At 55.5% G+C, this 23,393-nt stretch carries 21 protein-coding genes; 7 read left to right on the forward strand and 14 right to left on the reverse strand.

Features of this window, described 5'->3' with window-relative positions:
- Positions 1–186 precede the first annotated feature (186 nt).
- The 3 genes from melR to JO226_RS05850 all read left to right on the forward strand — a co-directional run bounded on the left by melR (position 187) and on the right by JO226_RS05850 (position 5,787).
- Positions 187–1,113 carry a transcriptional regulator MelR gene (melR, locus tag JO226_RS05840; RefSeq protein ID WP_293494706.1) on the forward strand — a complete coding sequence of 309 codons (927 nt, stop codon included), beginning with the start codon at positions 187–189 and terminating at the stop codon, positions 1,111–1,113.
- Positions 1,114–1,230: 117 nt separating this feature from the next.
- Positions 1,231–4,677 carry a transcription-repair coupling factor gene (mfd, locus tag JO226_RS05845; protein ID WP_293494709.1) on the forward strand — a complete coding sequence of 1,149 codons (3,447 nt, stop codon included), beginning with the start codon at positions 1,231–1,233 and terminating at the stop codon, positions 4,675–4,677.
- Positions 4,678–4,821: 144 nt separating this feature from the next.
- Positions 4,822–5,787: a L,D-transpeptidase family protein gene (locus tag JO226_RS05850; RefSeq protein WP_293494712.1), complete on the forward strand. Its 966-nt coding sequence runs from the start codon at positions 4,822–4,824 to the stop codon at positions 5,785–5,787.
- 57 nt (positions 5,788–5,844) lie between these two features.
- Here the strand turns inward: JO226_RS05850 and JO226_RS05855 are convergent, their stop codons facing one another.
- The 14 genes from JO226_RS05855 to pabC form a co-directional block, all read right to left on the reverse strand.
- Positions 5,845–6,384, reverse strand: coding sequence for a glycine zipper 2TM domain-containing protein (locus JO226_RS05855; RefSeq protein WP_293494715.1), 540 nt, complete (start codon positions 6,382–6,384; stop codon positions 5,845–5,847).
- A 190-nt stretch (positions 6,385–6,574) separates the two neighbouring features.
- Positions 6,575–7,879, reverse strand: coding sequence for an NAD(P)/FAD-dependent oxidoreductase (locus tag JO226_RS05860; protein WP_293494718.1), 1,305 nt, complete (start codon positions 7,877–7,879; stop codon positions 6,575–6,577).
- A 239-nt stretch (positions 7,880–8,118) separates the two neighbouring features.
- The gene (ycfP, locus tag JO226_RS05865; RefSeq protein ID WP_293494721.1) at positions 8,119–8,661 is read right to left on the reverse strand and encodes an alpha/beta hydrolase YcfP; all 543 of its coding nucleotides are present in this window, start codon (positions 8,659–8,661) and stop codon (positions 8,119–8,121) included.
- A gap of 39 nt (positions 8,662–8,700) precedes the next feature.
- Positions 8,701–9,726, reverse strand: coding sequence for a beta-N-acetylhexosaminidase (gene nagZ / locus JO226_RS05870; protein ID WP_293534629.1), 1,026 nt, complete (start codon positions 9,724–9,726; stop codon positions 8,701–8,703).
- A 2-nt stretch (positions 9,727–9,728) separates the two neighbouring features.
- The gene (thiK, locus tag JO226_RS05875) at positions 9,729–10,559 is read right to left on the reverse strand and encodes a thiamine kinase (RefSeq protein WP_293494724.1); all 831 of its coding nucleotides are present in this window, start codon (positions 10,557–10,559) and stop codon (positions 9,729–9,731) included.
- On the reverse strand, positions 10,540–11,166 hold the full coding sequence (lpoB, locus tag JO226_RS05880; protein WP_293534632.1) for a penicillin-binding protein activator LpoB: 627 nt from the start codon (positions 11,164–11,166) through the stop codon (positions 10,540–10,542). Before lpoB ends, thiK begins: the two co-directional genes overlap by 20 nt.
- Before the next feature lie 22 nt (positions 11,167–11,188).
- The gene (locus tag JO226_RS05885; RefSeq protein ID WP_293494727.1) at positions 11,189–11,563 is read right to left on the reverse strand and encodes a YcfL family protein; all 375 of its coding nucleotides are present in this window, start codon (positions 11,561–11,563) and stop codon (positions 11,189–11,191) included.
- Positions 11,564–11,567: 4 nt separating this feature from the next.
- Complete coding sequence (gene hinT / locus JO226_RS05890) at positions 11,568–11,924, reverse strand: purine nucleoside phosphoramidase (RefSeq protein WP_293494730.1); 357 nt, start codon at positions 11,922–11,924, stop codon at positions 11,568–11,570.
- A gap of 208 nt (positions 11,925–12,132) precedes the next feature.
- Positions 12,133–13,566, reverse strand: a complete 1,434-nt coding sequence (ptsG, locus tag JO226_RS05895) for a PTS glucose transporter subunit IIBC (protein WP_293494733.1) — start codon at positions 13,564–13,566, stop codon at positions 12,133–12,135.
- 299 nt (positions 13,567–13,865) lie between these two features.
- Positions 13,866–14,660, reverse strand: coding sequence for a metal-dependent hydrolase (locus JO226_RS05900; protein WP_293494736.1), 795 nt, complete (start codon positions 14,658–14,660; stop codon positions 13,866–13,868).
- Between the two features lie 10 nt (positions 14,661–14,670).
- Entirely contained in the window at positions 14,671–15,675 is a 1,005-nt protein-coding gene (gene holB / locus JO226_RS05905) for a DNA polymerase III subunit delta' (protein WP_293494739.1), read from the reverse strand.
- The gene (tmk, locus tag JO226_RS05910; RefSeq protein ID WP_293494742.1) at positions 15,672–16,313 is read right to left on the reverse strand and encodes a dTMP kinase; all 642 of its coding nucleotides are present in this window, start codon (positions 16,311–16,313) and stop codon (positions 15,672–15,674) included. The genes holB and tmk overlap by 4 nt, the downstream gene beginning before the upstream one ends.
- Positions 16,303–17,331 carry a cell division protein YceG gene (yceG, locus tag JO226_RS05915; RefSeq protein ID WP_293494745.1) on the reverse strand — a complete coding sequence of 343 codons (1,029 nt, stop codon included), beginning with the start codon at positions 17,329–17,331 and terminating at the stop codon, positions 16,303–16,305. The genes tmk and yceG overlap by 11 nt, the downstream gene beginning before the upstream one ends.
- Positions 17,328–18,143 carry an aminodeoxychorismate lyase gene (gene pabC, locus JO226_RS05920; RefSeq protein ID WP_293494748.1) on the reverse strand — a complete coding sequence of 272 codons (816 nt, stop codon included), beginning with the start codon at positions 18,141–18,143 and terminating at the stop codon, positions 17,328–17,330. The genes yceG and pabC overlap by 4 nt, the downstream gene beginning before the upstream one ends.
- Before the next feature lie 359 nt (positions 18,144–18,502).
- Between pabC and JO226_RS05925 the strand changes: the two genes are divergently transcribed.
- The 4 genes from JO226_RS05925 to JO226_RS05940 all read left to right on the forward strand — a co-directional run bounded on the left by JO226_RS05925 (position 18,503) and on the right by JO226_RS05940 (position 23,388).
- Positions 18,503–19,039 carry a fimbrial protein gene (locus tag JO226_RS05925; protein ID WP_293494751.1) on the forward strand — a complete coding sequence of 179 codons (537 nt, stop codon included), beginning with the start codon at positions 18,503–18,505 and terminating at the stop codon, positions 19,037–19,039.
- A 78-nt stretch (positions 19,040–19,117) separates the two neighbouring features.
- Entirely contained in the window at positions 19,118–19,786 is a 669-nt protein-coding gene (locus JO226_RS05930; protein ID WP_293494754.1) for a molecular chaperone, read from the forward strand.
- Between the two features lie 31 nt (positions 19,787–19,817).
- Entirely contained in the window at positions 19,818–22,397 is a 2,580-nt protein-coding gene (locus JO226_RS05935) for a fimbria/pilus outer membrane usher protein (RefSeq protein ID WP_293494757.1), read from the forward strand.
- A gap of 13 nt (positions 22,398–22,410) precedes the next feature.
- Positions 22,411–23,388, forward strand: a complete 978-nt coding sequence (locus tag JO226_RS05940) for a fimbrial protein (protein ID WP_293494760.1) — start codon at positions 22,411–22,413, stop codon at positions 23,386–23,388.
- Positions 23,389–23,393: the final 5 nt, after the last annotated feature.

Here is a 23,393-nt window from a genome sequence, read left to right on the forward strand (position 1 = left end):
AAACTCAGATCTGCTTACTGAACAGAGAAAGATCTGAGCTTTTGGGAATAAATAAGCGAAAAAGTAGAGTATCTGGCCTCTTTTACCGTCTACGCTTAGCCACAAGCGGAGGATTTTGCGGCCAACTTCCCGGTTTAAAATCCGCCGCTGTGCCATGATTCTGATAATTCAGGAAATGGAGCCACCATGAGCAGCGAGCCGATATTCTATCTCCCTCCCGACCCCCATATGTGCAACGGCGACGAAAAACAGACCCGCAGCCCGCTGTCGCTCTATTCTGAATATCAGCGTCTCGACGTTGAGCTACGCCCGCCGCACGCGATGCCATCCAGCCACTGGCACGGCCAGGTCGAGGTTAACGTGCCGTTCGACGGCGACGTGGAGTACCTGATTAACAACGAGGTCGTGCAGATAAAACAGGGCCATATCACGCTGTTCTGGGCCTGTACACCGCATCAGTTGACCCGTCCCGGCAGCTGCAAACAGATGGCGATATTCAACCTGCCGATGCACCTGTTCCTTTCCTGGCCGCTGGACCGGGAACTGGTCAACCACGTCACCCACGGCATGGTGATAAAATCCCTGGCCACCCAGCAGTTGAGTACCTTTGAAGTGCTGCGCTGGCAGCAGGAAATCAGCAGCCCGAACGAGCAAATCCGCCAGTTGGCGATCGATGAAATCTGCCTGATGCTCAAGCGTTTTAGCCTTTCCGGCTGGCAACCTGTTCTGCTCAATAAAACCTCGCGCACCCACAAAAACAGCGTCTCGCGCCACGCCCAGTTTTACGTCAGCCAGATGCTGGGATTTATTGCCGATAACTACGATCAGGCGTTAACCATCAACGATGTGGCCGACCACGTGAAACTCAACGCCAACTACGCGATGGGTATTTTTCAGCGCGTCATGCAATTGACGTTAAAACAGTACATTACCACGATGCGCATCAACCACGTCCGGGCGCTGCTGAGCGATACCGATAAAACGATCATCGACGTGGCAATGACCGCCGGGTTCCGTTCCAGCAGCCGTTTTTACAGCACGTTCGGCAAATTCGTCGGTATGTCGCCGCAGCAGTACCGCAAGCTCAGCCAGCAGAGGCGGCAGAAAATCTGACGCAAACGCCCGGTGCATTTTCAGCGGTTGCACTCCCGCCGCCATCACGGATAATAAGTACAGCAAATTTATATTATTACCGTGAAATCACGGCTTTCTGGAGAACGTGCGTCGACTATGCCTGAACAAGTTCGTTATGCCCTACCGACCAAACCCGGCGAACAGCGCCTGCTCGGCGAACTGACCGGCGCCGCCTGCGCAACGGAAGTGGCGGAAATCGTCGAACGCCACCGTGGCCCGGTGGTGCTGGTGACGCCAGATATGCAAAATGCCCTGCGCCTGCTTGATGAGGTAGGGCAGTTTACCGACCAGATGGTGATGAACCTTGCGGACTGGGAAACGCTCCCGTACGACAGCTTCTCCCCACATCAGGAAATTATCTCCTCGCGCCTGTCGACGCTCTATCAGTTGCCCGCAATGCAGCGCGGCGTGCTGATTGTCCCAGTCAATACGCTGATGCAGCGGGTCTGCCCGCACAGCTACCTGCACGGTCATGCGTTGGTGATGAAAAAAGGCCAGCAACTGTCCCGGGACGCGCTGCGCGCCCAGCTCGACAGCGCCGGGTATCGTCACGTCGACCAGGTGATGGAGCATGGCGAATACGCCACCCGCGGCGCGCTGCTGGACCTCTTCCCGATGGGCAGCGAGCAGCCCTACCGCCTGGATTTCTTCGACGACGAAATCGACAGCCTGCGCCTGTTTGATGCCGACACCCAGCGAACGCTGGAGGAAGTCGACGCCATCAACCTGCTGCCAGCCCACGAATTTCCGACCGACAAAACCGCCATTGAGCTGTTCCGCAGCGCATGGCGCGACAAGTTTGACGTCAAACGCGATGCCGAACACATCTATCAGCAGGTCAGTAAAGGCACCCTGCCGACCGGCATCGAATACTGGCAGCCGCTGTTTTTCAGCGAACCGCTGCCAGCCTTGTTCAGCTATTTCCCGGCGAATACGCTGATTGTCACCACCGGCGATACCGAGGCCAGCGCGGAACGCTTCCAGGCGGACACCCGCGCGCGTTTTGAAAGCCGCGGCGTGGATCCAATGCGTCCGCTGCTGCCGCCGGAGCAGCTGTGGCTTAAGCGCGATGAGCTATTAGGCGAACTGAAACACTGGCCGCGCGTGCAGCTCAAAACTGAACAGCTGAGCGACAAGGCAGCTAACGTGAATCTGGGCTACCGGACGCTGCCGGACGTGGCCGTGCAGGCGCAGCAGAAAGCGCCGCTCGACAGCCTGCGTCGTTTCCTTGAATCATTTGACGGCCCGGTGGTGTTCTCCGTCGAAAGCGAAGGTCGCCGCGAATCGCTGGGCGAGCTGCTGTCCCGCATTAAGCTCGCGCCAAAGCGCCTCCAGCGTCTCGATGACGCCAGCGGTAACGGCCGCTATCTGATGATCGGTGCCGCAGAGCATGGCTATATAGATACCCTGCGCAACCGGGCGCTGATTTGTGAAAGCGATCTGCTGGGCGAACGCGTCGCCCGCCGTCGCCAGGATACCCGCCGGACAATCAACCCGGATACACTTATCCGCAACCTGGCGGAACTGCACCCGGGCCAGCCGGTGGTGCACCTTGAGCACGGCGTCGGGCGTTATGCCGGAATGACCACGCTTGAAGCGGGTGGCATCAAAGGCGAGTACCTGATGCTGACCTACGCCAGCGATGCGAAACTGTACGTGCCAGTCTCGTCGCTGCACCTGATAAGCCGCTACGCGGGCGGCGCTGAAGAGAATGCGCCGCTGCACAAACTCGGCGGTGACGCCTGGGCCCGCGCGCGGCAGAAAGCGGCTGAGAAGGTTCGCGACGTGGCGGCCGAGCTGCTGGATATTTATGCCCAACGCGCCGCCAAAGAGGGCTATGCCTTTAAACACGATCGTGAACAGTATCAGTTGTTCTGCGATAGCTTCCCGTTTGAAACAACGCCGGATCAGGCGCAGGCCATTAACGCCGTACTGAGCGATATGTGCCAGCCGCTGGCCATGGACCGACTGGTGTGCGGCGACGTCGGCTTCGGCAAAACCGAAGTCGCCATGCGCGCCGCCTTCCTCGCAGCGGAAAACAACAAGCAGGTGGCGGTGCTGGTACCGACTACCCTGCTCGCCCAGCAGCATTACGACAACTTCCGCGACCGTTTCGCCAACTGGCCGGTACGCATTGAGATGCTGTCGCGCTTTCGCAGCGCCAAAGAGCACTCGCAGATTCTTGAGCAGGCAAGCGTTGGCAAAATCGATATTCTTATCGGCACCCATAAGCTGCTGCAAAGCGACGTGAAGTGGAAAGATTTAGGTCTGCTTATCGTCGATGAAGAACACCGCTTCGGCGTGCGCCACAAAGAGCGCATCAAGGCGATGCGCGCCGACGTCGATATTCTGACACTGACCGCCACGCCTATCCCGCGTACCCTGAATATGGCGATGAGCGGTATGCGCGATCTGTCGATTATCGCCACACCACCGGCGCGTCGACTGGCGGTAAAAACCTTCGTACGCGAATACGACAGCCTGGTGGTGCGCGAGGCGATGCTGCGTGAAATTCTCCGCGGCGGTCAGGTCTATTATCTGTACAACGACGTCGAAAATATCCAGAAAGCGGCGGATCGGCTGGCAGAGCTGGTGCCGGAAGCGCGGATCGCCATCGGCCACGGGCAGATGCGCGAGCGCGAGCTGGAACGAGTGATGAACGATTTCCACCACCAGCGTTTTAACGTGCTGGTGTGCACCACCATTATCGAAACTGGTATCGATATCCCGACCGCCAATACCATTATCATCGAGCGGGCGGATCACTTCGGCCTGGCGCAGTTGCACCAGTTGCGCGGACGCGTGGGGCGCTCTCACCACCAGGCCTATGCCTGGCTGCTGACGCCGCACCCGAAAGCGATGACCACCGATGCGCAAAAACGTCTTGAAGCCATCGCCTCGCTTGAAGATCTCGGCGCGGGCTTCGCGCTGGCCACCCACGACCTGGAGATCCGTGGCGCGGGCGAACTGCTTGGCGAGGATCAGAGCGGCCAGATGGAGACTGTCGGCTTTTCGCTGTATATGGAGCTGCTGGAAAACGCCGTCGACGCCCTCAAGGCCGGGCGCGAACCGTCGCTCGAAGATCTCACCAGCCAGCAAACCGAAGTAGAGCTACGGATGCCGTCGCTGCTGCCGGACGACTTCATTCCGGACGTCAACACCCGTCTGTCGTTCTACAAACGCATCGCCAGCGCGAAGCGCGAACAAGAGCTGGACGAGATCAAAGTCGAACTCATTGACCGCTTTGGCCTGCTGCCGGATGCCGCCCGCAACCTGCTGGATATCGCCCGCCTTCGCCAGCAGGCGCAGAAGTTGGGGATCCGCAAGCTCGAAGGGAATGAAAAAGGCGGTGTCATTGAGTTTGGTGAGAAAAATCATGTCAACCCGACATGGCTCATCGGCCTGCTGCAAAAACAGCCTCAGCACTTCCGTCTCGACGGGCCGACACGGCTCAAATTCTTCCAGGAGCTTGGCGAGCGGAAGACCCGGATGGACTGGGTGCGCAACTTCATGCAGCAGTTGGAAGAGAACGCCATCGCCTGATGCACCCTGCCCCGGCGGTTACGTGTCCGCCGGGGCCAGATTTACAAACTCTTTGCAATTCATCGAAGTATCCCGACGTGGCGCGACGTCATAATGGCCGTTTATTGATATATATAGAAACACTCACGGTGATGGATTTCGGTGATGATAACAATGACGCGTTTTTCTCGCTGGCTGGCGCTGCTTGCGCTTGCCGCAACGGTTGCGCTGGCACTGCCAGCGCGCGCCAATACCTGGCCTCTTCCTCCCGCTGGTAGTCGTCTGGTGGGTGAAAACCGTTTTCATGTGGTTGAAGATAACGGCGGCTCGCTGGAAGAAATCGCCAAGAAATACAACGTCGGCTTCCTGGCGCTGCTACAGGCGAACCCCGGTGTTGACCCTTACGTTCCGCGTGCGGGCAGCGTCCTGACCATTCCGCTGCAAACGCTGCTGCCGGACGTGCCGCGCGAAGGCATCGTCATTAACCTGGCGGAGCTGCGCCTCTACTACTACCCGCCGGGGCAAAACAGCGTCACGGTATACCCCATCGGGATTGGCCAACTCGGCGGCGATACGCTGACCCCAACCATGGTAACAACCGTTTCCGATAAGCGCGCCAACCCCACCTGGACGCCGACGGCCAACATCCGCGCCCGCTATAAGGCCAACGGCGTCGAGCTGCCTGCGGTGGTGCCTGCCGGGCCGGATAACCCAATGGGCCATCATGCAATTCGTCTGGCGGCCTATGGCGGCGTCTATCTGCTGCACGGGACCAATGCGGATTTCGGCATCGGTATGCGCGTCAGCTCCGGCTGCATTCGCCTGCGTGACGGTGATATCGAGACCCTGTTTAAACAGGTTTCGCCAGGCACCAAAGTGAACATCATCAATACGCCGATCAAGGCCTCGATCGAACCGGGCGGCGTCCACCTTGTCGAGGTTCATCAGCCGCTGTCTCAGCAGTTGAACGACGACCCGCAGCGTCTGCCTGTCGTACTCAACGCCGATATGCAGGCGTTCAAAGAGGCGCCACAGACGGACGGCATGGTGATGGAAAAAGTGATGGCGGCGCGTTCAGGCATGCCGGTCGATGTTACCCGCCACGGCGAGGCGCCCGCACAAACCTTGTAAGAAAAAAAGCCCCTCAGCCTGAGCGAATGAGGGGCTAATATGCAGATAACTGCTGTTTTATACTTTGTTATTCAGAATCAGCTGACCATTGCTGTCCAGTGGGATCTGGTTGCCGGGGTCTTTATCCATGCGGATTTTCCCCTGCTGATCGCCGATTTTATAGGTCACGTCGTAACCGAGCATTTTTTCCGACTTGTCATACACGGTTTTGCAGCGCTGCTGCGTGGTGGTGTAGGTATCGTTATCCTGCATTGAGCCCTGGATCTGATTACCGGCATAGCCGCCGCCCAGCGCGCCGACGACGGTTGCGACATCACGACCGCGACCACCGCCAAACTGGTGGCCAATCACCCCACCGGCTACCGCGCCGAGGACCGAACCAGCGATACGATTCTCATCCTGTACCGGACGGCGATGCGTCACGGCGACATTGCGGCACTCCTGACGCGGCGACTTCACGGTTTCTTTAATAGGTGTTGCTGACACGACTTGCGCATATTGCGGGCCACGTTCGAACGCGTTCAGACTGGCCACCGCCGCCACACCCAGCGCAGCAGCTACGCCAATCCCTATACCCGCCAACATCGATTTATTCACGGGGTTTCCTCCTTTGTTGCTGTTGGTAACAATTCTGCAACTGGAACAGGGATTCTGCAAATCAGAATGGGGATGAAAAATGCGGGAACGTGCTGCAATATGCGCTGATTCGGAGGAATCCGAACCATGACAGGCGCATATTTAGCAGAATTATCTGAAAAAGGCCCGGCAACTGCCGGGCCGGGGAAGATCAGTGCAGCTTCAGACGAGGACGGATCACACGGTTAATGCTGCCGACCAGCATCATCAGGCCCGTTTTAAAGTAGCCGTGCAACGCAATCTGATGCATACGGTAGAGCGAGATGTATACAAAGCGCGCAATACGCCCTTCAACCATCATTGAGCCGCGCATCAGGTTGCCCATCAGGCTGCCGACGGTGGAGTAGTTCGACAGCGAGACCAGAGAGCCGTGATCCTTATAGGCGTAGGCCTTCAGCGGTTTGCCTTTGGTCTGCGCCAGAATGTTATTCAACGCGGTGGTCGCCATCTGGTGAGCGGCCTGAGCGCGTGGCGGCACAAAGCCCCCTTCCGGACGCGCGCAGGAGGCGCAGTCGCCGATAGCGTAGATATCGGCGTCGCGGGTCGTCTGCAGCGTCGGCTCGACCACCAGCTGGTTGATGCGGTTGGTTTCCAGCCCACCGATGTCTTTCATGAAGTCCGGCGCTTTAATCCCTGCCGCCCACACCATCAGATCCGCCTTGATGTACTCGCCGTCTTTGGTATGCAGGCCGCCTTCATCCGCGCTGGTCACCATGGTCTGGGTCAGGACGCGTACGCCCATTTTGGTCAGTTCACTGTGCGCGGCGCCGGAAATGCGCGGCGGCAGCGCAGGCAGAATGCGTTCGCCCGCCTCGACCAGCGTCACGTTCAGGGCATCGTTGGTCAGCCCTTTATAGCCGTAGCTGTGCAGCTGTTTCACCGCGTTATGCAGCTCTGCGGAGAGCTCAACGCCCGTCGCGCCGCCGCCGACTATCGCGATATTCACCTTCCCGTTCATCCCAAGGTTGCTGGAATGCTTGAGGAACAGGTTCAGCATTTCCTGATGGAAACGGCGTGCCTGGTGCGGGTTATCAAGGAAAATACAGTTCTCTTTAACGCCCGGGGTATTGAAGTCGTTGGAGGTACTGCCCAGCGCCATCACCAGCGTGTCGTACGGCAGCTTGCGCTCAGGCACCAGCAGCTCGCCCTTCTCGTCGCGCAGCTCGGCCAGGGTTATCGTTTTGGCTTCACGGTTGATATCCACCACCGAGCCCAGCTGGAACTGGAATCCGTGGTTACGGGCATGCGCCAGGTAGCTCAGCGCGTCAACGCCCTCATCCAGCGAACCGGTCGCCACTTCATGCAGCAGCGGCTTCCACAGATGACTGTGGTTACGATCCACCAGCGTCACTTTCGCTTTTTTACCGCGGCCCAGCTTTCTACCCAACTGAGTAGCCAGTTCCAGCCCGCCAGCACCACCACCCACAATCACAATCTTTTTCAATGGCGTAGTCAACGTGACCCCCTCAAAATATTAACCAATTGTTAATTAAAAGTTATTCAAATAGCCTTTAGTTAACAACAAGTTACTGACACGAAACCCTTCATCGGCAGGGAGAATACCACGTTCGGTGCATTGGTCATACCAAAATTGACATGGGTCAAGTTTTGCTGCTTTAATTTTGAGCAATGGTAGTAGGAAAAGTCAAAAAACGCCCCGGGCGGCATGACGCCGCCGGGTGACAAGGAGGGGGATTAGCCTAAGGTTTTAAACGCTTTGATGCGCTGCAGGTGCGGCGAGATATTCTTGAATTTATGGGTCTGCACTTCGTCCCAGATAATCTCATAGTAGTGATGCAGCAGCTCAGCCGAACGCTGGCTGTTCAGGGTTTCATCCTTGCGGGACAAAATCGCCAGGCAGCGATCGCGGTTTTTCTCACGGAAGTTGCTGACGCATTTGGTGGCGATATCTGCATACTCTTCCGGGCGATCGATTTTCCCATCCATGTTCTCATAAGGGAACAGATTCGGGTTAAACATCACCTGGCGGACATCGCATAAGAAACCGATGCGCTCAGCCCAGTAGCCGCCCAGTCCGACGCCGCAAATTAGCGGTCTTTCGTCGTCGGTCAGTTGCAGCATTTTATCGACCTCTTTGAGGAGGTGCTGCATATCGTGCTTCGGATGAAGCGTACTGTAGCTGATGAGCCGGACATCGGGATCGATAAACTGCAGTTGCAGCACCTTCTCGTGATTTCCCGGGCTGTTTGAGTCGAAACCGTGCAAATAAATGATCATCAAAACCTCACAACACTGCCAATCCCGATGCGGGAGGGTTTAAAGAGCGGCTTTGTGCGCCTGCCAACGCTCGTGGAGTTCGTTCAACTGCGCGCTAACGCTTTTCCAGCGGGAGGAGTCCCGCAACGCCTGACGCGTAAATGAACCTTTATGATACAATTTCGTAACACGTTCTGCTTTGATCGGCGACAGGTTATCCAGCACGCTGACGGCACCATTACGATTATTGCAGACGAGGATCATATCGCAACCTGCATCCAGCGACGCCTGGCCGCGCTCCGCATAGCTTCCCATGATTGCCGCGCCCTCCATCGACAGATCGTCGGAAAAAATCACGCCGTCAAAACCTAACTCGCCGCGCAGCACCGTTTTTAACCAGTGCGCAGAGCCGCTGGCCGGTCGAGAGTCAACGTCCGTATAAATCACGTGCGCGGGCATAATGGCATCCAGCCGGTTTTCCGTAATCAGGCTGCGAAAAACCGACATATCTTTCGCCCGAATCTCCGCTTCCGGGCGCGAGTCGTGCGGCGTCTCTTTATGGGAGTCTGCGGTTACCGCGCCATGCCCCGGGAAATGTTTACCCGTGGTTTTCATACCCGCGCCATGCATCCCGTCAATGAAATAACGGGCCATCGTCAGCGCCTTTTGCGGATCGGCATGGTAGGAACGTTCGCCAATCGCCGCGCTGATATGGCCGACGTCAAGCACCGGCGCAAAGCTGATGTCGATATCCATGGCGATCATTTCGCTCGCCATCAGCCAGCCCGCTTCCTGCGCCAGTTTACCGCCCTCTTCCATCCCCAGCAGTTCGGCAAAAGACTGAGCGGCTGGCAGGCGGGTAAACCCGTCGCGAAAACGCTGAACGCGACCGCCCTCCTGGTCTACCGCAATAACAAGATGGTTGCGCGAAGCGCTGCGGATCTGGCGCACCAGCTCACGCAACTGCAGCGGGTCATGATAGTTGCGGGTAAAGAGAATCAAACCGCCCACCAGGGGATGCGCCAGAATGTCGCGCTCTTCCGCATCCAGCTCATACCCCTCAACATCCAACATTACCGGACCCACATTCACCTCTCTTGTCCTTTTGTTTTTAACTGTCGCCATGCGTCATCCGCCAGCGCACAAAATTGGCGATCGCCGGTTTGCTGCCAGCGATACTCATACCAGCCCGCCATCAGCATCAACACCCACCGCCGCCAGCGCCGAACGTGGCGAGTCAGTGGGACAGGGTCGAGATGGGCAAGCCGGGCATAATCATTGATAATCTGCTGACGTTGGGTATGATTTTCCGACCACACGGCCGCCAGCTCCAGGGCGATATCGCCGTCTCCGGCATACTCCCAGTCGATAAGTCGCAATCCCTGTTCGGTGAGAACGATATTGCCTGCGTGAATATCCATATGCAAGGGCGCCAGCCGCATCGCCTTCGGCTCTCCCTGGCGGCGTAAACATTTGAGCTCTCGCAGCCAGAACGGCGTCCGGCGGGTCGGATCGCAACACTGCCAGTAACGCTCCAACAGCGGCAGCACCGGAACCCGCCAGCCAAAACGACGCTGTTGGTGCAGGTGGTGCAGCAGTTCGGCAAGCCTGCCGCTTTGCGGTAACGCCGGGGCCGTCTCGCCATGGAGATACTCCACGGCCATCCAACCGGGGAAAAACCCCTGCGGACGCGGCGCAAGCGTGGAAGGAAGCTGGTTGAGGGCATGGTACTGGCGACGGAAATGACTGCGCGGCGCGTCGGGATCGTGGTGCTGGCGCAGAACCAGCCGCTGTCCGTCACGTTCAATAATACAGCTTCCGCCGCTCAGGCCGACAAGACCCGCGCTGGCGACGGAGTAACGCGGAAAAAAGCGTGACAGCAGCGCGTCACGCGAAAGATTACTGTTGTTGAACGGCACCTTTACCTGACCAGATAATCTCGCCAGTCTGGACCAGCATCAGTTGCATTTGCAGGGTCGGCGTATTGACGTTGCCGGTAGCGCTGGAGTACAGCACATACTGGGCGCCGACATTACGGGCAATGCCGATCGCTTTGTTGCGCGAACCCAGGCTATCCTGCGCCGAAATCCCCAGTTGCTGCTTGGCCACGGCTAACTGCTGCACAGAAACCAGCGTAAATTTGCTGTTGCCGCCGAGGGCGTTACGCAGCGCCGTCGTGGCTTCGGCAGGGTTCAGCGAGCCGTTGGTGCGGTTATTCACGCTATCCACCAGCAAAATGCTCCCGGCGTTCACCCCGCTTGCCTGCAGCATCTGCCCTACCAGCGGCTGTACGGCGCTATTCCAGTCATAATGACGAACGCGCGGCGCAGGTTGCGCTGGCTGCTCGCCATGCTCAATGGGCCCCGGCTGCGCCGGAATCGTCGGCACCACAGGTACGGTCGTTGTCGGCGGCTGCGGCTGCTCTGGCGTCGGTTTCGCTTCTTCTACCGGCGCCGGTTTTTCCCGTTGCGCGACGCACCCTGAGAGAAATATCGCCACGGCGGTGATGAATGCATAGCGACTCAGTTTGCTCATTACTATTTACCCCTTACAGATAAAGATAAAGTCGGACTTTATGCGCGCCGAGGCTGTTTGCGCTACCGTACAGCGTCACCGAAGAGTTTGCCGGGACGATGATAGTGCGGGCAGTCTCAAGCGGATGCATTTCCAGTCCTCTGGAGTCATACCAGTAAAAACGGTAGTGCACCGTTATCGGCACCTTACGTTCGTTAAACAACCGGGATGTGGCAGTCGCCTGGATTTCAGACGTTGTCAGTTCGGGCTTATCCGCGCTGATCCCGGCGGCAAGCACATTTGCTTCCATGACCAGCGTTTGCTGTTCGCCAAAGGGAATTTCCGGGCGCGAGAAGCACCCTGCCAGCGTCAGCGCCGCCAGCAACACTGCGAAACGACCGCCTTTCATACCGTTAACCTTTGTGCGTCAGCATGGGACCCAGCGGGCGACCGCCCAACAGATGCATATGGATATGGTAAACCTCCTGGCCCCCGTGGCGGTTGCAGTTGAGGATCAGGCGGTAGCCGTCATCGGCAATGCCTTCGTCACGGGCGATTTTCGCAGCCACAGTCACCAGACGCCCCAACGCCTGCTCGTGCTCAGCCGTCACGTCATTCACCGTTGGAATCAGGGTATTCGGCACAATCAGAATATGGGTGGGCGCCTGCGGAGAGATATCGCGAAAGGCGGTGACCAGCTCGTCCTGATAAACAATGTCCGACGGGATCTCGCGGCGGATGATCTTGCTGAAAATCGTTTCTTCTGCCATGACTTTTTCCTTTTTGATTATTACCGTACGGTAACCTGTTACCAGGCAACAACGTAAGAGTATGAGCGACTTATTCCCCCACTTTCAACCCAATCGCTCTTTTTCTTATTCTGAAATCCGTCTGGTCGCTGCTTGCTTAACCATTTGCCGACGCTGAATGTAAAAAAGGCAGCCATTCGGCTGCCTTAGTCTCCCCATCTTTTATCACTTAGTGATTGCGGATGTACTCATCCATCTCGGTTTTCAGGTTATCGGACTTGGTGCCGAAAATAGCCTGAACGCCGGAACCCGCAACGACTACGCCCGCCGCGCCCAGTTTCTTCAGACCAGGCTGATCCACTTTAGCGACATCGGCGACGCTGACGCGCAGACGGGTGATACAGGCATCGAGGTTGGTGATGTTTTCTTTACCACCGAACGCCGCCACCAGGGCCGGAGCCATTTCGCTGGTCTCGCCGACTTTCGTATCTTCTGTTGCATCTTCACGACCCGGTGTTTTCAGGTCCAGCACTTTAATCAGTACGCGGAAGATGGTGTAGTAAACGATCGCATAGCAGATACCGACAATCGGGAACAGCCACAGCTTGCTGCTGTTGCCGGACAGAACGATAAAGTCGATCAGACCATGAGAGAACGACGTACCGTCACGCATACCCAGCAGGATACAGATCGGGAACGCCAGACCTGCCAGAATTGCGTGGATAACGTACAGGATCGGCGCAACGAACATGAAGGAGAACTCGATCGGCTCGGTGATACCGGTCAGGAACGAGGTCAGCGCTGCGGAGATCATGATACCGCCCACTTTTGCACGGTTCTCTGGTTTAGCAGAGTGCCAGATGGCAATCGCAGCAGCCGGCAGACCGTACATTTTGAACAGGAAGCCGCCAGACAGTTTGCCTGCAGTCGGGTCGCCTGCCATGTAACGCGGGATATCGCCGTGGAACACCTGGCCCGCAGCGTTGGTGAATTCACCAATCTGCATCTGGAAAGGTACGTTCCAGATGTGGTGCAGACCGAACGGCACCAGGCAGCGTTCAACAAAGCCGTAGATACCGAACGCCACAACCGGGTTCTGGTAAGCCGCCCACTGGGAGAATGTCTGAATCGCGGAACCAATCGGTGGCCAGATAAAGGACAGGATCACGCCCAGAATAATCGCCGCCAGACCGGAGATGATCGGCACAAAACGCTTGCCCGCGAAGAAACCCAGATACTCAGGCAGCTTGATGCGGTAGAAGCGGTTGAACATATAGGCTGCAATCGCACCGGAGATAATACCGCCGAGCACGCCGGTATCCGCCAGGTGTTTAGCCGCAATCTCTTCAGCAGGTAAATGCAGAACCAAAGGTGCAACAACCGCCATGGTTTTCACCATGATGCCGTAAGCCACAACCGACGCCAGTGCGGAAACACCGTCGTTGTTGGTGAAGCCAAGCGCAACACCGATAGCAAAGATAAGCGGCATGTTAGCAAATACAGAACCGCCTGCTTCCGCCATTACGTGGGAAACAACGGCTGGCAGCCAGCTGAAGTTTGCAGAACCGACGCCCAGCAGGATACCTGCGATAGGCAGTACGGATACTGGCAGCATCAGCGATTTACCGACCTTCTGCAGGTTAGCAAATGCATTCTTAAACATAATTGAGAGTGCTCCTGAGTATTTGTGCTTTTTTTTACGTATTCACGCATTGGCGAGGGGGGAGAGCCCCGCCGTGGACAGGCATCTAAGCGCCTTTTTATTTATTACACAGAGTAAAATAAATCCCGACTCTGTTGTTTGACGGCCATCACGTTTCGCTTAGCGCCCCACGAAAAACTTTCAGTAATTTACAAAACATGTGTCCGTATGTTACATGAAAGCCCTTCACCGCCACTTTCGCGGCGGTGAACTCTACTCGCTTTACCTATTAATTACGAGCTTTAAAATAAGCTGTCAGATCAGGTAGATTGCAGTCTGGCGGGGTCGATGTGGAACAGTCTGGCGAAGTTTTCGGTGGTCTGCAAAGCAAGCTGCTCCAGCGACACCCCCTTCAGGACAGCCATGTACTCCGCAACGTCGCGGACCATTGCAGGCTGGTTCTCTTTACCACGGTGCGGCACCGGCGCCAGGTACGGGGAATCAGTTTCCACCAACAGCCTGTCGAGCGGCACATAACGGGCGGCATCACGAAGTTGTTCAGCATTGCGGAACGTCACGATACCGGAGAACGAGATATAAAAGCCCAGATCCAGTAATTTACCCGCCGTTTCTCTGTCTTCTGTGAAACAGTGTAGTACGCCGCCGCAATCCGTCACTTTTTCGTCGCGCAGAATCGCCAGCGTGTCTTCCCGCGCATCACGGGTGTGTACGATAACCGGCTTGTTCAGCTCTCGACCGATACGGATATGATGGGCAAACGAGGTCTGCTGGCGGGCTTTTGTTTCCGGGGTGTAATAATAGTCCAGTCCGGTTTCGCCCAGCGCCACCACCCCATCCTCTGCGGCCAGCTGGCGCAGGGTTTCAGGATCGTACTCTTCGTCCTGGTTGAGCGGATGCACGCCGCAGGAGAACACCACGTTCGGACGCTCCCCAACCAGCGCCCGCATTGAGCGATAGCCCGGAAGCGTCGTGGCGACCGCCAGGCAAAATTTCACGTCCCGCGCGGCGGCTTTCGCCAGCACGTCATCCACATTTTTATGCAGCGATTGATAATCCAGACCATCGAAATGGCAGTGCGAGTCGACTAAAAACATGATGTCTCTCTTACAGGTGTGAAACCGGGAGGCTGGCGCCAGGCTGCAGCCAGTGCTCCCAGCGTAATAAACGTTCGCAGAGCGTCAGCTCGCGGTTGAGTCCGATAACGCTCAGCAACTGCTCGCGACACTCGGCGGCATCGCGCGCAATCGCCTGCAGCGTGGAGGGAGGAAGGTGTTGCGCCAGACGCGCGACGAGCGGTTGCGCGTCGACGTTGCTCAGCAGGGAGATCCCTTGCTGGAGCTTGAGGGCGTCAAGCAGCAGCGCCGACAGCCAGTACAGGCGCTCGGCGACGCTATCGTGGTTGAATACCGCCAGCAGAGACAGCCAGTCGCCGCTGTGCAGCGCGCCATCAAGCGCCTCGCAGAGCTGCTGTCGGGCGCTTTGCGACGCGCCCTGCAGCAGCGCCAGCGCCGCAGCTGGCGCCCCGGACGTCAGGCGCAGCGCCGTCAACGCCGAAGCTTGTGACACCGTCACTTCTCGCTGAAGCCACGCCAGACCATAGGCTTCGCCCGGCGGCGCAAGGTGATATAAACGACAGCGGCTGCGTAATGTCGCCAGCAAGCGTGCGGGTTCCTGACAGGCAAGAAAGAACCAGGTGTTTTCCGGCGGTTCTTCAAGGGTTTTCAACAACGCATTCGCGGCAGCTTCGGTCAACTGCGCGGCGTCGCTTATCCACACTACCTTTGCGCCGCCAAGCCGGGCGCGTTCGTACAGCTTTTCCGTCACGGCGCGAACGGCGTCGATACCCAGCGTGTTTTTGCCTTTCTCCGGCTGCACGAGGTAGTAATCCGGGTGAGTGCCTGCCTGCATCAGCTGGCAGCTATGGCACTGACCGCAGCTTTTCTGCCCCTCCGGCTGATGGCACATTAAAAACCGACACAACGCATAGATAAGCGCGTCATCGCCCATCCCGGGTAGTGCCTGAACAAGTAACGCATGGTGGCCGCGGCCAGACTGATAGCTGGCAACCAGCGCCTCAAATGGCGGTCTCAGCCACGGATACCATTTCATGCGCCCTGCTCCTGCACCCAGCGGGTCACGGTGTCGCGAATCGCGCGCATCACGTCGTCAAGCGGCTGGGTCGCGTCGATGGTATGAATGGAGGCATCCTGCGCCGCCAGTTCAAGGTAGCGCGCACGGGTGCGATTGAAGAAATACAGCGACTCCTGCTCGATGCGGTCGAGATCGCCGCGGGCGCGGGCGCGCCCAAGCCCCACTTCCGGGGTCACATCGAGATAAAGCGTCAGGTCGGGGCGAAAATCGCCGAGCACCGCGTCGCGCAGAGTGGCAAGCATCTGCGGGTCAATACCGCGGCCGCCGCCCTGATAGGCCTGAGTGGAGAGATCATGACGATCGCCGATAACCCATTTCCCCGCCGCCAGCGCGGGCTTAATGACCGTCTCGACCAGTTGAACGCGGGCAGCATAGAACATCAGCACTTCGGCTTTATCGGTAATGATTTCATCGCCCACTGACTTAATGTCCAGCACCAGGCTGCGGAGCTTTTCCGCCAGAATGGTACCGCCTGGCTCGCGGGTGAACAGCAGATCGCGAAACCCCATCTGCTCCAGCGTCTCCACCACGACGTTACGCGCCGTGGTTTTACCGGCGCCTTCCAGGCCCTCAATGACGATATACTTACTGTGCATTTTTTTCCTTAAGTGCTTTCAGGTAATCCTGTACGGAGCGGTTGTGGCTGGCAAGATTCGTATTAAACGTGTGCCCGCCTTTTCCATCCGCAACGAAATAGAGATACGGGGTTTTCGCCGGATGCGCCGCCGCATTAAGCGATGCTTCGCCCGGTATCGCAATCGGCCCCGGCGGCAGTCCGGCTATCACGTAGGTATTGTACGGCGTTGGCGTTTCGAGATCCTTACGCGACAGTTTACCGTTGTAGCTCTCCCCCATCCCGTAGATGACTGTCGGGTCAGTCTGCAGGCGCATACCGATGCGCAGACGGTTAATGAACACCGAAGCGACCTGATCGCGCTCACTGGCGACAGCGGTCTCTTTTTCAATAATCGAGGCCATGGTCACCAGCGCATTTTGATCTTTATAAGGCAGATTATCCGCCCGGCCTTCCCAGGCGGTATCAACGGCTTTCACCATCTTCTGATGCGCACGCTTAAGAATAGAGAGATCCGTCGTATTCGCGGTATACATCCAGGTATCCGGCCAGAACCAGCCTTCAACCCACTCCGGATGCTCAAGCTTAAGCGCTTTGGCCAGCGTCTCATAGCGGTCATCCGCCAGCGTATGCTTCACATATGGCGCATCACGCAGCTGCTTCAGATAATCGCTGACCCGCATCCCTTCGACAAAGCGCAGCGGGAACTGCGCCTCTTTGCCGCTGGCCAGTAGTTGCAGCATCTCGCGCACCGTCATCTGCGGCGTAAAGCGGTAGGTCCCCGCTTTAAAGTGCGACAGTTCAGGCTCAACGCGCAGCAGCCACTGGAAAACCCGCGGGCGGTTAATGACTTTGTCACCGTAAAGCTGTTCGCCCAGCGCGCTACGCCCGGTACCCGCTTTAAGCGTAAAAACCAGATCCTCGTTAATCAGGATTTTGCTGTCTGCCAGTTGGCGAACTTTCCACATCCCGATGCCAGCGGCAATGCCAAGCACGACCAGCAGCAGCAGCAGCAGGAAAAACCGTAACATTTTCTTCATGACGTCGTCGTCTGCTCACACAGTGGGGCCAGATAATCAAACAGTTCACGCGAGCGGTAGTGAACCTCTGCAAACGTCCTGACGGGGATCACCGGCATTAAAGCATTGCAGATCACGACTTCATCCGCCTGCCGGACGGATTCTACGCGCGCATTGACTTCGACAACGCGAAAGCGGCTTTGTGCCAGATGTGACATGCAGTGTCGACGCATAATTCCGTCCACGCCCGCCTGATCGAGGCGCGGGGTAAACACCACATCCCCCGCCCGCCAGAACAAATTAGCCGCACAGCATTCCGTAACCCACCCGTCGCTGTCAAGAACCAGAGCCTCGTCGGCGTCCGTCTGTTCAAGATGCGTGCGGATAAGCACTTGCTCAAGGCGATTAAGGTGTTTAAGACCGGCAAGATGAGGGTTGCGCCCAAGCCTTATCGGGCTGAGCCCGAGGGTAACCCCCTCCTCTTGCCAGCGGGGATAGTGAGAAGGACTCGCAAAGACGCTCAGGATGCGCGTAGGCTGCAGACAGCCAGCGGCGCTGTAGCCGCGCCCACCAGCGCCACGGGTGATTATCACTTTTAACACACCGTTCTGGCTTTCTCGCGCAACCTGGCGCATTTCATCGGCCAACAGTACCCAGTGCGCAAAAGGAATGAACAAGCGCTGACAGGCATCCTGTAGGCGATGCAGATGCTGATCCAAAAAAGCAATCTGCCCTGCAACCACTCGCGCGGTTGTGAAGCAACCATCACCAAACTGTACGCTTCGATCGTTTACTGGCAGGACGTTACATTCTGCACCATTAATTAGATACATTTCGCCTCCATATTGTTGCCACCAAGCGTATTCGTTTAATGAATTTTTTTCTACCTTTTTACGGCTAAAATATCGCCCTCTGTTATTTAGTCATCTTTAGCATCAATAAATTCGGTTAAAATAAACACAAAAACGTCATATAACAAGCAATCACATTTTTTATGGGAATGTGATTTGTGATGGCTTTATTTTAAAATTTGCTAATTATTGATATTAAAAATACTAAATATTTAAAATCGTATTTCTTGAATAAACTAGCATAGAAATTTGACTTACCTCAAAGTTAAGTTTTATTTCAGGTAGGTTGTTTAGTCAATTAATATCACGTTTTCTCTAAATCAGGCAAGGACAATACTTAAATGAAAGGAAATTTAATTGCTTTAGCGCTGCTGACCACCGCAGGGATGAATACCGTAGCCATGGCCGATGATGGTAAAGTCAATTTCGTTGGCAATATCATCGAGCAGGGTTGCGAAGTGAATAGTACAATTGCTTCGCCTCTGGATGTAAAATTAGGTGATGTCGCCAAAGCGGCGCTTCCTGCAGCAGGTGCCACTGCGGCAAATACCAAATTTACTCTGGTGCTGAGCAACTGCCCGACCGATCTGCAGGGCAAACCTGTCGCCGTGAAATATGACGGTACGCCGGACCAAACCGATAACGACTATCTGCAGCTTACCGACTACGGTACTACAGGTATCGCCAGCGGTGTGGCTATCCAGTTGTTAAACGGTTCCGGTACTGCGCTGCCTCTGGGCACAGCCTCTGAAGCAAAAACCATTGCGGCATCTGGCGACACCAATCTGGACTTTTTTGCGCGCTATATCGCTACCACTGACACGGTAAGCGCGGGTACGGCAAACGGCACTGTTAACTTTACGCTGTCTTACAACTGATCGTACGGCAACGACATCCCGTTATGGATTATTAAGTAAAGCCAGACCCTCCTGGCTTTACTTTCCGAGGTTAATCTGATGAGACTATTACACTCTATTATTACTGCGGCTTTTGTCTTAACCCTAAATACCGCTCAGGCTGGCGTTATTATCGGCGGCACGCGTGTAATCTATCACGGGGATAAAAAAGAAACATTCATTAGCGTAAACAACCCTGACAAATATTCATATCTCATTCAGTCGTGGGTAGAAGATAATGACAACAATAAAGCACCGTTTATAATCACCCCCCCTCTTTTCCGTTTGGGTGCGACGGAAGAGAACCGATTACGCATTATTCGCACAGGTGGAAACTTACCAGACGACCGTGAATCCATGTACTGGGTGAATATAAAAACCATTCCAGCTACAGAAAAGCAGGATAACGTCAACACGCTGCAAATTGCCATTAAAAACCGCCTTAAGCTTATTTATCGCCCACAAAATTTGGTTGCTGCGCCCGAAACGGTGGCCGAAAAATTAACCTGGCAGCGTAGCGGCCAGCAATTAGTAGTGAAGAATCCAACGCCTTATTACATGAACTTCAGCATCGTGAAGATCGGTAACAACATGGTGAAAGACGCTACCTATGTCGCCCCCATGAGCAGCGCCAGATTTACCGTGCCAGCGGGTGCAACCGGTGATGTGAACTGGAAAATTATCAGTGATTTTGGTGCCGCAGGCAAAGAATTTCACGCTCATTTATAACGGCTAAAGCCCACTCCGTAAGGATAACGGAATGATTGCAGATGCAAACTCTAAGAAAAGACGGCTCAGCCAGATCGCCTGCTTTATTGCCCTGCAGTGTGCTGTCTCAGTTTTTAACCCTGTCGCCGCACGAGAATATTTCAACCCTGCGTTACTAGGGATCGACGGCCCGGGTAAAGATCTTACCGACCTTTCCGCCTTCGAAGATGGCGTAGGCCAGATGCCCGGCAGTTATCGCGTCGATGTGTTCGTGAATAAAACCGCACTCAGCACACAAACTGTCAACTTCACAATGCAAAAAGGCGCCACTGGTCAAAGCGTTTTGCGCCCCTGCCTCAGCATCGAAGACTTAAAGGGATTTGGCGTGCGTACTGAGCTTTTTCCGCAACTCTCCACGAAAGGAGAATGCGCCGATTTATCCGCCATTCCGCAGGCCAGCAGCGAATTTGCCTTTAACCGGCAACAACTGCTTCTCAGTATTCCTCAGGCCGCAATGGATAATCATGCTCGTGGCTATGTGCCGCCTGAACGTCTTGATGAAGGGATTAACGCACTGTTATTAAACTACAATTTTACGGGCGCCAATACCCAGGCGCGAAAGACGGAATATACTGATTCTGATAGTTACTACCTTAATTTACGTCCCGGCATCAACCTGGGCGCCTGGCGCTTACGTAACTACAGCACCTGGAGCAGAAATAGCTCCGGCGGGCAGGCTCAGGATAGCTGGGACTCCGTCTACACCTATGCCCAACGCAATATTCTTGCGCTCAAGGGCCAGCTGACGCTGGGCGACAGCTCCTCGCCTTCGGATATGTTTGATAGCGTGCCCTTTCGCGGCGCGCAAATCGCTTCCGATGATGACATGTTGCCGGAAAGTATGCGCGGTTACGCCCCGGTGGTGCGCGGCATCGCCCGGACTAACGCCCAGGTTATCGTTAAGCAAAATGGTTACACCATCTACCAGACCTACGTATCCGCAGGCGCCTTTGCCATCACCGATATGTATCCGACCGGCAGCAGCGGCGACCTGGACGTCACGATTAAAGAAGCTGATGGCAGCGAACAACACCAGATAGTCCCTTTCGCTTCACTCCCCGTTTTGCAACGTGAAGGTCGGCTGAAATATAGCCTGACCAGCGGTCAATATCGTTCTTACAACAGCGACGTCGATAAAGAATATTTCACCCAGGGAACCGCGATTTATGGTTTGCCTGCTGGTTTAACCCTGTATGGCGGCGGACAATTTTCACAGCATTACCAATCAATACTGGCGGGTATTGGTAAAAACCTCGGTGTGATGGGGGCATTCTCTGTCGACGCCGCGCAAGCCTGGTCGAAACCGCAGGATCAGGAGAAAGCCAGCGGGCAATCTGTTCGCGCCCGTTATAGCAAGAATATACTGGATACCGGCACCAATATTTCTATCTCCGGTTATCGCTATTCCACATCGGGCTACTACACCCTGCAGGATACTCTCGATACCTGGCGTAGCGATAATAACCAAAACACCATTGACCGTCGCCGCAACCGGGCTGAAATTCTGCTGAACCAAAATCTGTGGAAAGACGCGGGGTCTATTTCCCTCAACGCCGTGAGCGAGGATTACTGGAACAGCGCCCGGCAGATGCGCTCCATTGGTGTTGGTTACAGCAACAGCTGGAGCGGCATTACGTATAATTTGAACTACAGCTATAACCGCAATACCACGGATAACAGCAGCGCCAACAACAGCGATAATTCAGGTAACAGCGGTAAAGTTTACGCCAGCGATCAAGTTTTCTCATTCAATATCAATATTCCGCTCGATCGCTGGCTCAGCCATAGCTGGGCGAGTTACAACCTGAACACCAGCAAGCAGGGCAATACCAGCCATACCGTTGGCCTGAACGGCTCGGCACTTGCCGATCAAAACCTCAACTGGAGCGTTCAGGAGAGCGAAACCAACCATGGCGTCGGTAATGGCGGTTATGCCAGCCTGGATTATCAGGGAACCTACGCCCGGATGAACGCCGCCTACGGCTACGACCAGGATCAGCGTCGGGTCAATTATGGCATTAACGGCGGTGTGGTCGCCCACGCCCACGGCGTGACTTTCAGCCAGGAGTTAGGCGAAACGTCCGCCCTGGTCGAAGCACCTGGCGTCAGCGGCGTAAATATCAGTAACCAGACCGGAGTGAATACCGATTTTCGCGGCTATACCCTCGTGCCCTATGTCAGCCCATACCGCGAAAACCAGATTAGCCTTGATACCACCGCTTTGCCGGATGATGCCGACGTCTCGCTCTCATCGCTTACCGTCACACCCACTCGCGGTGCCATCGTACGAGCACATTTTAACACGCATATCGGTAAGCGTGTGTTGATGACGTTAACCCGCAGCAATGGCGCAGTAGTGCCCTTTGGCGCAATGGTCGCGGATGATGGCGCATCAGCATCAGGCAGTATCGTCGGCGACGGTGGCCAGGTGTACCTCTCTGGTCTCGCCGATCGAGGTAGCGCCATCGTGAAATGGGGCCAAACAGACAATCAACAATGCCGAATTAACTGGCAACTTCCTGATGCGGCACCCGCCAACGGCGTGGTGGAATTGAAGGCTCTTTGCCAATAGAGGTCACTATCTTATGAATAAACTCTTTTTATTTATTGTTCTGGCCACGGGAAATTTATTGGCTGCTAATTATGCCCAGGCAAACTATATTGCAGACGTTCAATACCACACTATGACGTACGACCTGGGACCTTTGGATATTCCTGCCTCAGTTGGCGATACCAGTAGCTATGGCTGGCATGACAATAGTTCTATAGCGTATACAGTTTGGACCAGCGATGGTACGCAATCCTATATGGAACTATCGCTCAATGGCACGCTGCTCGGTGATGGCGTGACTTGGGCAACCAGCAACCCCGGTATCGGTATTCAATATAAACTTGACCCCCAGGATGGCTTGTTTACACCCGATTACAGCACCACCGCACCGACTTATCGTGTATCCCTGACTGACTACGGTACATCGCTCTATACCTATGTCCATCTACGTTACCGCCTTGTCCGCCTTCTTGCCAAAGTCCCCCCGGGACAGATAACCTTTGCACCTGATGTCACACTGCATGTCTATAATCCGGATGGTTTGGGAGGAGATTCATCTGGATTAATTTTGTCTGGTATTGCCAGTCAGCCTAAATTGGTTGCGTGTACCATCAATGCCCCTGCGGAGATAAAGTTGCCGCCGTTATACGGTAATAACCTCACCAGTGGCGCAATGAATGTCACCGATGCACCGACGATCTCACTTACGAATTGCCCGGGTGCCATTAATAATATCACCTATAATTTTTCGGCTGTGTATGGCACCCATAACGCAGCAAACGGGGAGTTGAATACCGTTACCGGCGAAGGTTATGCCGAGGGAGTTTATATTCAGATACAGAATGAGGATGGTTCCGCGCATATTGTTAACGGCGGTATCGATCTCGGGTATACCGGTTCAGGTGATTACACCATACCTCCATTTAAAGTTGCTTATTATATTGACGACCCTGCATCGGTCACCGTCGGCAATGTGAAATCAGCCATTCAATTCATTCTTAGTTATAATTAATGATA

Source organism: Pluralibacter sp., from assembly GCF_019237635.1.
GTDB lineage: Bacteria > Pseudomonadota > Gammaproteobacteria > Enterobacterales > Enterobacteriaceae > Enterobacter_B.

Excerpts from the sequence above, each read along its gene's own strand:
- melR (WP_293494706.1), top strand. The coding sequence starts at position 187 with ATGAGCAGCGAGCCGATATTCTATCTCCCTCCCGACCCCCATATGTGC.
- mfd (WP_293494709.1), top strand. The coding sequence starts at position 1,231 with ATGCCTGAACAAGTTCGTTATGCCCTACCGACCAAACCCGGCGAACAG.
- JO226_RS05850 (WP_293494712.1), top strand. The coding sequence starts at position 4,822 with ATGATAACAATGACGCGTTTTTCTCGCTGGCTGGCGCTGCTTGCGCTT.
- ycfP (WP_293494721.1), bottom strand. The coding sequence starts at position 8,661 with ATGATCATTTATTTGCACGGTTTCGACTCAAACAGCCCGGGAAATCAC.
- JO226_RS05885 (WP_293494727.1), bottom strand. The coding sequence starts at position 11,563 with ATGAAAGGCGGTCGTTTCGCAGTGTTGCTGGCGGCGCTGACGCTGGCA.
- hinT (WP_293494730.1), bottom strand. The coding sequence starts at position 11,924 with ATGGCAGAAGAAACGATTTTCAGCAAGATCATCCGCCGCGAGATCCCG.
- ptsG (WP_293494733.1), bottom strand. The coding sequence starts at position 13,566 with ATGTTTAAGAATGCATTTGCTAACCTGCAGAAGGTCGGTAAATCGCTG.
- JO226_RS05900 (WP_293494736.1), bottom strand. The coding sequence starts at position 14,660 with ATGTTTTTAGTCGACTCGCACTGCCATTTCGATGGTCTGGATTATCAA.
- holB (WP_293494739.1), bottom strand. The coding sequence starts at position 15,675 with ATGAAATGGTATCCGTGGCTGAGACCGCCATTTGAGGCGCTGGTTGCC.
- tmk (WP_293494742.1), bottom strand. The coding sequence starts at position 16,313 with ATGCACAGTAAGTATATCGTCATTGAGGGCCTGGAAGGCGCCGGTAAA.
- yceG (WP_293494745.1), bottom strand. The coding sequence starts at position 17,331 with ATGAAGAAAATGTTACGGTTTTTCCTGCTGCTGCTGCTGCTGGTCGTG.
- pabC (WP_293494748.1), bottom strand. The coding sequence starts at position 18,143 with ATGTATCTAATTAATGGTGCAGAATGTAACGTCCTGCCAGTAAACGAT.
- JO226_RS05925 (WP_293494751.1), top strand. The coding sequence starts at position 18,503 with ATGAAAGGAAATTTAATTGCTTTAGCGCTGCTGACCACCGCAGGGATG.
- JO226_RS05930 (WP_293494754.1), top strand. The coding sequence starts at position 19,118 with ATGAGACTATTACACTCTATTATTACTGCGGCTTTTGTCTTAACCCTA.
- JO226_RS05935 (WP_293494757.1), top strand. The coding sequence starts at position 19,818 with ATGATTGCAGATGCAAACTCTAAGAAAAGACGGCTCAGCCAGATCGCC.
- JO226_RS05940 (WP_293494760.1), top strand. The coding sequence starts at position 22,411 with ATGAATAAACTCTTTTTATTTATTGTTCTGGCCACGGGAAATTTATTG.